Below are 7486 nucleotides of genomic sequence, written 5' to 3'. Positions count from 1 at the left end.
GCGGTGATGATCGTGACCCGCCGGTCGGCCGCACGGCAGCGGAGCGCGAGCGGGGTGAAGTCGGCGTCGGCCGAGAGGATCACGAACTCGTCGTACCGGGTCTGGGCGCTCAGCGCGTCCACGGCGTCGAGCACGAGGTTGATGTCGGCGCTGCTCTTGCCCTGCTGGGTGAGCGACGGGCAGTCCACGACGGAAAACCCTGCGCGGGTGAAGTTGGGGCGGAACTGGGAGAACACCGAGGGGTTCAGGTAGCAGGAGCGGACCAGGAAGCGCCGGGTGAAGTCGCCGTCCGCGTCCGTGCCGTGCTCCAGGCCGGTGAGCCAGTGGGCGGGGGAGCTGGCGAAGGCCTCGGCGGCGCTGGGGTCCAGGCGCTGCAGACCGATGTACACGTTGTCGAAGTCCACGAACAGGGCGCACCGAAGTCGGCGTCCGCCCTCTGGGTTGTCGATAGTTGTCACAGAGGCATCATCCTCGCCTCTGAGCGGAACCGGAGCGCTGGTCGGCTCAGCCCGACGTCCGGCGATACGCCTTGACGGCATTGTTCACCGTGGGGAAGAAGTGGTCCGGCCCGAACCGCGCGCCGACGCCGAACTTGACCAGGCGGTCCTTGATCGGGCCCTTCATCTCGGCGAAGACCAGACTGATCCCTCGCCGGTCGAGGTGGTCGTCGCGCTCGATGAGGTCGTCGTGCGCGGTCGTGTCGATCCCGGTGATGGGCTCCAGGGTAGGCGCGAGCCCCCGCCGGGCGCCCGGCGGGGGTCGGCGTCAGCGCGAGCCGCCTATCGCTGATTCGCTCCCGCGACGAGTCGGAGCGACCCCATGGTCGCCCTCAAGACCAGGCCGATGTAGACGACGTCGAACACGCTGCACAGCAGCCCGATGCCGAGGATGAACGGCGAGCCCTCGATCACCCCGAACAGGATCGTCGGCGCGAGGGTCCCCACCCATTTGGCGACGGCGATCAGCAGGCTCTGCCCGCGCAGGCCGCGCCGGGCCACGAACATCGCGATGAACAGCCCGGACATGAGCAGGTTCTGCAAGAACGCCGCGTACCTGGGTGCGAGCTCCCAGTCGAACTCGACCACGAACAGCCACTGCACCACGAAGGAGGCGACGAAGAACAGCACCCCCCAGCCGACGAACATCGCGCGGGAGACGAACTGCGAGAACTCGGAGCGCCCGAAGCGGACGTACGTGTAGACGATGACCGTGTCCGCAAGCGCCCAGACGATGTTGACCACGGTCTGCGCCGCAAACGGTTCGGTGAGGCCGTGGACCGCGTAGATCGCCTCCCACGCGAAGTTCAGCGCCAGCGCGGCGATCGGGATGGCGTAGGTCGCGTCCCGGAACCCGACCCTGATGGCGTCGGTGTAGACGAGCGTCCAGGCGAGCCCGCTGAGCAGGGTCAGGAACAGCATCATGACGACTCCCGAGATGTTGTCCGGCGATCGTGGCGGACACCATCGTCGCTCGGCCGACCCTCGATCGTGGGGGTTTCGCGCAGGTCACGTAGGCTCGAACTCATGCATTGCTCGTACTTCGCCGCGGAGCGGTGCCGCTCCTGTGCACTGATGGAGCAGCCGTACGACGAGCAGCTCGCCGCGAAGCAGAGCCACGTCGCCCGCGCGCTCGACGACCGGGGTGACCTGGCCTGGTTGCCGCCGTTGGTGAGCCGGGAGTCGGGCTTTCGGAACAAGGCGAAGATGGTGGTGGGCGGGACCGCCGCGCAGCCGATGCTCGGGATTCTCGACGCCGCGGGGCGCGGGGTGGACCTCCAGGACTGCGGCCTGTACACCCCCGCGATCCATGCCTGCTTCCCCGTTCTCGCCGATTTCATCTCGCGGGCAGGGCTGACCCCGTACGACGTTCCGGGGCGGACCGGGGAGCTCAAGTACCTGATCGTCACCGAGTCGCCCGACGGCGAGCTGATGCTGCGCTTCGTACTGCGCTCGCAGGAGTCGGTCTCCCGGATCCGCAAGCACCTGCCCGAGCTGCTGGCGGCGTTGCCACAGCTGGAGGTCGTCAGCGTCAACCTGCACCCCGAGCACAAGGCGACCGTGGAGGGCGAGCGCGAGATCGTGCTCACCGCGCAGGAGACCTTGCGGATGCGGGTCAACGGGCTCGACATGTACCTGCGTCCGCAGAGCTTCTTCCAGACCAACACTGAGGTCGCCGCGGCCCTGTACCGCCGGGCGCGCGACTGGGTGACCGAGCTGGCGCCGGCGTCGGTCTGGGACCTGTACTGCGGCGTCGGCGGTTTCGCGCTGCACTGTGCGGCTCCCGGGCGCGACGTGCTCGGGATCGAGATCAGCCCCGAGGCGATCGCGAGCGCGGAGCTGAGCGCCCGCGAGGCCGGGCTGGAGGGTCTCGACTTCCGGGTCGGCGACGCCACCGCGTTCGCGGTCGGGGCGAGGCAGGCGCCCGAGCTGGTGATCGTCAATCCGCCGCGTCGCGGGCTGGGCGACGAGCTCAGCCGGTGGTTGGAGGCGTCGTCCGTGCGGCAGGTGATCTACTCCAGCTGCCACTCCGGGTCGCTGGCCCGCGACCTCGCCGCGATGCCCTCGCTGCGACCGCGCCGCGCGCGCCTGCTCGACATGTTCCCCCAGACGAGGCACTACGAGGTCCTGACGCTGCTCGAGCGGGCCTAGCCAAGAATTCGCGGGACGCCGCGCGATGGGGTGTCCTATGCTGCGTTCGCGTCGTTCTTGGACGTCTCGGATCGTTGGTGGTCCGGCGTCTCCCGTTGTCGGCGCATCCGCTGTAAACGGTCTCCTCGTTGTTCGGGGAGCCTGCGGGGCAACCCAGCACGGCCGTCGGGTCGGCGCACCCCGGCTCACCGGCTTTGTGGCTCACGCCCCGTCGGTGGTCCCGCGTCGGCCCGGCGGGCGTGTGCACCCGAGCTTCTCCGACCAGTCGCAAGAGCAAGGAAGAACACATGGCCCGCGTCGTGGTGCAGGAATACGAGCGGGCGGTGCTGCACAGCTTGGGGGCACCCGCGCGGGTGCTCGGGCCGGGCCGGCACCGCTTCTGGCGTCGCCGGACCGCGTTCGCGCTCGTCGACCTGCGCCCCTCGCTGCTCAAGGTCGCCGGCCAGGAGGTGCTCACGGCCGACGGCGTCGGCGTGCGGGCGTCCGTGGTCGTTCGCTACGCGGTCACCGACCCGCTGCGCTGGGTGCTCTCGGGCGACGGCGAGGCCTCGGGCGTGGAGTGGCTGTACCTCGCGGCTCAGCTCGCGGCGCGCGACCTCGTCGGTGGGTCGTCCGCCGAGGAGCTGCTCGCGACCCGGTCGGCAGCGGGCGAGTTCTTGGCGCCGCGCGTGCGGATCGAGGCGGAGCGCGTCGGTGCCGAGATCGAGGCGGTCGACCTGCGCGACCTGTCGTTCCCCGGTGACCTGCGGCGCACGTTCGCGTCGGTCGCCGTCGCCCGTCAGGAGGCGGTCGCCTCGCTCGAGCGCGCGCGTGGCGAGACCGCGACCCTGCGCTCGCTCGCCAACGCGGCGCGCGTGCTCGAGGGCAACCCCGCCCTGCGGGAGCTGCGCTCGCTGCTCGCGGTGGAGCGCACCGGCGGCACGGTCGTGCTGACGGTTGCCGGTGCGGACGCGGCGCCGGTGTGAGCGGCGTACCCGAGATTCGGAAGGTTCTGCTCGCGGCGCGCGCAATTTGTTCCCATTCCTGCCCGACGGCGGCGGCGAGCCGGGCGGCGGATCCGGTCGGACGGGGCGCAGGCATCGTCCTGATGTAAAGAACTCTTGACACGATGTATGGGTAGCATTACGTTCGTCCATGTCAGGTTTGTTAGACATGGGAGTCGAGAGATGTCGTTCCAAGAGAAGCGCGCGTGGATCTACGCCGTGATCACGGCCTGCGTGCCTGCGGTCTACTTCGCGTTGATCCTCGGCAGGGCTCGGAGCACCGACGTCGCCGAGGTCGCCTACATCGGGCCGATGCTGACCGCCATCGTCGTCGCGATCGTCGTGAACATCGTCGCGGAGATCTTCGCAGGGATGGCCTCGCCGAAGGACGCCGGCAGGAAGGACGAGCGCGATACCCAGATCAGTCGGCGTGGCGAGCGGGTCGAGTACTACGTCCTCGTCGCGGGAGTGATCGCGGCTCTCGGCCTGACCATGGTCGAGCTCGACTATTTCTGGATCGCCAACGCGATCTACGGAGCGTTCACGCTCTCGTCGCTGTTCGGGGCGGTGGCACGAATCGTCGCGTACCGCAGGGGCCTGTAGCCATGGTCAAGCCCACCAAGGTCACGAACACGATCCGAACCTTGCGATTCACGCACGGCGAGATGACGCAGGCCGACCTGGCGGATCGGGTCGGCGTGACCCGCCAGACCATCATCGCCATCGAGCAGGGCCGGTACTCGCCGTCCCTCGAGATGGCGTTCCAGATCGCGCGAGCCTTCGACGTGCCGCTCGACGACGTCTTCGGGTACCCGCACACCCAGGAATAGCTCACCGCAATTCACCCGGCGCACGAGGAAACCCACCTCGTGGCCTTCGACGCCCCACACCCAAAAATAGGAGCACCGAGATCATGACCTCATCCACGCGCCTGGCGAGAATCACCGGCATCCTGTACCTGATCGTCGCCGTCTTCGGCGGCTTCGCCGAGTTCTTCGCACGCGCCACCGTGTACGTCCCGGGTGACGCCACCGCGACGGCCGCGAACGTCGTCGCGAACTCCGAGCTGGTCCGGATCGGCTTTGTCGCCGACCTCGTGCAGACCACGGTCTTCCTGTTCGTCGGGTTCGCGTTCTACCTGCTGCTGGGCCACGTGAACAGGAACGTCGCTCGCACGATGGTGATCTTCGTGGCCCTGAGCGTCGCGATCCAGAGCCTCAACCTGCTGCACCAGTTCATGGCACTCCTCGTCGCGACCAGCGAGACCTACCAGGCCGCGCTCGGCTCGGACGCATCCGACGCCCTCGTGCTGCTCATGCTCGACATGCACCACTACGGGTATCTCATCGCGCAGATGTTCTTCGGCCTGTGGCTGCTGCCACTGGGGTACCTGGTCTACCGGTCGGGCATCTTCCCGCGGGCGCTCGGGGTCCTGCTCGCCATCGGGTGCGCCGGCTACCTCGTGGACATGCTCGCCAAGTTCCTGGTCCCCGAGGTCGCCGCGACGCTGAGCCCGTTCGTCACCATGCCGGCGGCGGTCGCGGAGCTCGCGATGGTCGGCTGGCTGCTGGTCAAGGGCGTGCGGATCCCCGGCAAGGTCCCCGTCATGGCGTGAGGCGACCGGCTGCGCGCGTGCCGCTGGTGAGTTCGCCCAATTGACGCGAGTTCGTCGGTTTACGCGAACCCGCGCTTGCCGACGCGCGCTGACGATCCGCTGCCCGGCCTGCTGCTCGACGTCAGTGCAGCGCTCTGTGCAGCGAAAGTGCACCAAAACGGCGCATTCACTGCACTCTGGCCGCACTGAGAGATGCACTGAGCCCACTCACTGACGGGATTGACGGGCTGACCCCGGCGTCGAGCTCGCCGGCTACTCGCGCGTCGGTCGGCCAGCGAGCCGGAAGCCAGCCAGCGAGTCGGCCAGCGAGCCAGTCGGCCAGCGAGCGGGTCGGCCAGCGAGCGAATCGGCCCGTGAGCCAGTCAGCCCACGAGCCGGTCGGGCCCGTGGGCGAGCCGGTCGGGCCAGCGAGTCGGCCAGTCAGTATCGAGTTCGTCACTTATCCGTGAGTTCGTCGGTTTCGACGGGCGAACTCGCCTCGAAAGGGCGAACTCGAGCGGCTGCCGGAGCTTGGGTCAGCCGCGGATCCGGTCGTAGAGGAGGCAGATCGCCCCGGACTGCGTCGTCGACAGGTCGGTGAGGGCCCAGGACGAGGCGGGCACGCCGTCGTCGAACAGGCGGGCGCCGCCGCCGACCAGCTCGGGGCAGAGCGTGATGCTCAGCCGGTCGAGCTCGTCGGCCTCGAGGAGGTGCCTGAGGATGCTGACGCTCGCGAGCACGATCAGGTTTCCGTCGCCTCGATCGCGCAGCCGCCGGACCTCGGTGGCCGGGTCCGTGGCGACGATCCGGGAGTTCGACCACGTCGGCTGCGTCAGGGTCGTGGAGAAGACGACCTTCTCGACGTCGTCGAGCCACGTCGCGAAGGCGCGGTCGCGCGGGTCGGCGTCCTCGTCGTGCGCGACGGGCGGCCAGTAGCCGCCGAACCCCTCGTAGTTCTTGCGCCCGAGCAGCACGGTCGTCGCCGAGCTCGTCACGCGCACGAGGTGCTCGCGCGCCCCGTCCGAGATGGCGTGCGGGACGATCCAGCTCATGTCGTACTCGCCCGCGCGGCCGTTCACGCGGCCGTCGAGGGAGAGTGCGATGTTGCCGATGACCAGGCGGCGGTTGGTGTCGGGGCTTGCCATGTCAGCTCCTTTGCCGGGCGAGCGGGTGGGGGGCGCGGTCCGATTCGATCCTGGATGCCTGGTGCGTCAGCCGCCCAGGAGCCCCCCGAGGCCCCCGCCGCGGTTGCCGCTGCTGGCCTGGGTGCCGCCCTGGATGACCGACTCGCTCGGCTGGACGAGGACGTAACCCTGGCCGCCGAACGCCATCTGGAACGTCTCGCCGCTGCCGCCGCGGAGCATCGACTTGATGCCGCCGGTGTCCACCCGAAGGTCCATGGTCACGCCCGCGGTCCACAGGACGACGGCCTGCGCGTCACCGAAGGTCGGCGCGGTCGCGACGTCGAGGGCCACCGGCTCGCCCTCGGTCGTGATGGCGACGTAACCCGTGCCGCGCAGCGACACGTTGTACAGCCCGCCGGTCATCGCGGCGCCGCGGGCCTGGATGCGGTGGATGTCCCAGTCGATCGAGGAGGAGAAGGCGAGCACGTTGTGACCGTTGACGGAGATCGCGTCGTTCTCCAGGTACATGATCTGCACCTCGGAGGCGAGGTCGGCGACGAACAGCTCGCCTTGCCCCGAGCACTGCATCATGTCGACGCCCTCGCCGGTGACCGCAGACTTGAACATCTTCCCGAGGCCGCCCGCACCCTTGTTCTCGAAACGGACATCACCCTGGTAGGCGACCATCGAACCGGTCTTCGCCCACACCGGGCCGTAGCCCATCTGGATCTTCAGGAGCTTCTTGTTCTGCAGCGAGAACGGGTCCTCGGAGGTGTTCTCCTTGAAGTCCTGGAACAGCGATCCGTGGATGGCCATGTCTGTCGCCCCTCGTGCGTCGTTGTCGGCTCGGCCCCGATCGGCCTTGGTCGAAACACTAATGACGCGGGCGGCGTCGTGAGTACGCTTTGCGAACACCTGGCGAGCAGTTCGCCGCCGGACCGGATTGAGGAGCGGACATGGGCTTCCTGGACAAGGCAAAGGCCGCCGCGAACGAGCTGGCGGCGAAAGCGGACACGGCGCTCGGCAGCGCCGGTCTTGGCGGTCCGTCATCGGGCGGGGGTGACTCCGAGAAATACTTCCGCGACCTGGGCGTGCTGGCCTACCTCGAGGCGAGCGGCCGGCCGGCTGCCCCGGAGG

The 7486-nt window shown here is 68.9% G+C and carries 11 protein-coding genes; 6 read left to right on the top strand and 5 right to left on the bottom strand.

Going from position 1 to position 7486, the window contains the following annotated elements; genetic code table 11:
• From VIM26_RS10855 to VIM26_RS10845, 3 genes are all read right to left on the bottom strand, one after another.
• Positions 1 to 458 (bottom strand): NYN domain-containing protein (locus tag VIM26_RS10855; protein WP_331951009.1); only part of this gene is annotated, 458 nt, incomplete at its 3' end.
• A gap of 46 nt (positions 459 to 504) precedes the next feature.
• Positions 505 to 714 carry an STAS domain-containing protein gene (locus VIM26_RS10850; RefSeq protein ID WP_331951011.1) on the bottom strand — a complete coding sequence of 70 codons (210 nt, stop codon included), beginning with the start codon at positions 712 to 714 and terminating at the stop codon, positions 505 to 507.
• Positions 715 to 779: 65 nt separating this feature from the next.
• Positions 780 to 1421, bottom strand: coding sequence for a hypothetical protein (locus tag VIM26_RS10845; RefSeq protein WP_331951007.1), 642 nt, complete (start codon positions 1419 to 1421; stop codon positions 780 to 782).
• Positions 1422 to 1523: 102 nt separating this feature from the next.
• Between VIM26_RS10845 and rlmC the strand changes: the two genes are divergently transcribed.
• From rlmC to VIM26_RS10820, 5 genes are all read left to right on the top strand, one after another.
• Positions 1524 to 2648 (top strand): 23S rRNA (uracil(747)-C(5))-methyltransferase RlmC, encoded by a 1125-nt coding sequence (gene rlmC, locus VIM26_RS10840; RefSeq protein WP_331951005.1) that lies wholly within the window; start codon positions 1524 to 1526, stop codon positions 2646 to 2648.
• A gap of 287 nt (positions 2649 to 2935) precedes the next feature.
• Positions 2936 to 3613, top strand: coding sequence for a slipin family protein (locus VIM26_RS10835; protein WP_331951003.1), 678 nt, complete (start codon positions 2936 to 2938; stop codon positions 3611 to 3613).
• 201 nt (positions 3614 to 3814) lie between these two features.
• On the top strand, positions 3815 to 4234 hold the full coding sequence (locus VIM26_RS10830; RefSeq protein ID WP_331951001.1) for a hypothetical protein: 420 nt from the start codon (positions 3815 to 3817) through the stop codon (positions 4232 to 4234).
• A 2-nt stretch (positions 4235 to 4236) separates the two neighbouring features.
• Positions 4237 to 4461, top strand: a complete 225-nt coding sequence (locus tag VIM26_RS10825) for a helix-turn-helix transcriptional regulator (protein ID WP_331950999.1) — start codon at positions 4237 to 4239, stop codon at positions 4459 to 4461.
• A gap of 83 nt (positions 4462 to 4544) precedes the next feature.
• A complete protein-coding gene (locus tag VIM26_RS10820) occupies positions 4545 to 5246 on the top strand; it encodes a DUF4386 domain-containing protein (RefSeq protein WP_331950997.1) in 702 nt (233 codons plus the stop codon).
• Between the two features lie 515 nt (positions 5247 to 5761).
• Here the strand turns inward: VIM26_RS10820 and VIM26_RS10815 are convergent.
• Positions 5762 to 6370: a dihydrofolate reductase family protein gene (locus tag VIM26_RS10815; RefSeq protein ID WP_331950995.1), complete on the bottom strand. Its 609-nt coding sequence runs from the start codon at positions 6368 to 6370 to the stop codon at positions 5762 to 5764.
• A gap of 66 nt (positions 6371 to 6436) precedes the next feature.
• Positions 6437 to 7165 carry an AIM24 family protein gene (locus VIM26_RS10810; RefSeq protein WP_331950993.1) on the bottom strand — a complete coding sequence of 243 codons (729 nt, stop codon included), beginning with the start codon at positions 7163 to 7165 and terminating at the stop codon, positions 6437 to 6439.
• Between the two features lie 140 nt (positions 7166 to 7305).
• Here VIM26_RS10810 and VIM26_RS10805 point away from each other — a divergent pair.
• Positions 7306 to 7486: hypothetical protein (locus tag VIM26_RS10805; RefSeq protein ID WP_331950991.1), on the top strand; the 181-nt coding region annotated here is incomplete at its 3' end.

This window comes from Pengzhenrongella sp. (assembly GCF_036565025.1).
GTDB lineage: Bacteria > Actinomycetota > Actinomycetes > Actinomycetales > Cellulomonadaceae > Pengzhenrongella.
This window is presented reverse-complemented; position numbering and strand designations above follow the sequence as displayed.

What these genes read in the sequence shown, in the direction of transcription:
- VIM26_RS10845 (WP_331951007.1), bottom strand. Translation starts at nt 1,421, where the DNA reads ATGATGCTGTTCCTGACCCTGCTCAGCGGGCTCGCCTGGACGCTCGTC.
- rlmC (WP_331951005.1), top strand. Translation starts at nt 1,524, where the DNA reads ATGCATTGCTCGTACTTCGCCGCGGAGCGGTGCCGCTCCTGTGCACTG.
- VIM26_RS10835 (WP_331951003.1), top strand. Translation starts at nt 2,936, where the DNA reads ATGGCCCGCGTCGTGGTGCAGGAATACGAGCGGGCGGTGCTGCACAGC.
- VIM26_RS10830 (WP_331951001.1), top strand. Translation starts at nt 3,815, where the DNA reads ATGTCGTTCCAAGAGAAGCGCGCGTGGATCTACGCCGTGATCACGGCC.
- VIM26_RS10825 (WP_331950999.1), top strand. Translation starts at nt 4,237, where the DNA reads ATGGTCAAGCCCACCAAGGTCACGAACACGATCCGAACCTTGCGATTC.
- VIM26_RS10820 (WP_331950997.1), top strand. Translation starts at nt 4,545, where the DNA reads ATGACCTCATCCACGCGCCTGGCGAGAATCACCGGCATCCTGTACCTG.
- VIM26_RS10815 (WP_331950995.1), bottom strand. Translation starts at nt 6,370, where the DNA reads ATGGCAAGCCCCGACACCAACCGCCGCCTGGTCATCGGCAACATCGCA.
- VIM26_RS10810 (WP_331950993.1), bottom strand. Translation starts at nt 7,165, where the DNA reads ATGGCCATCCACGGATCGCTGTTCCAGGACTTCAAGGAGAACACCTCC.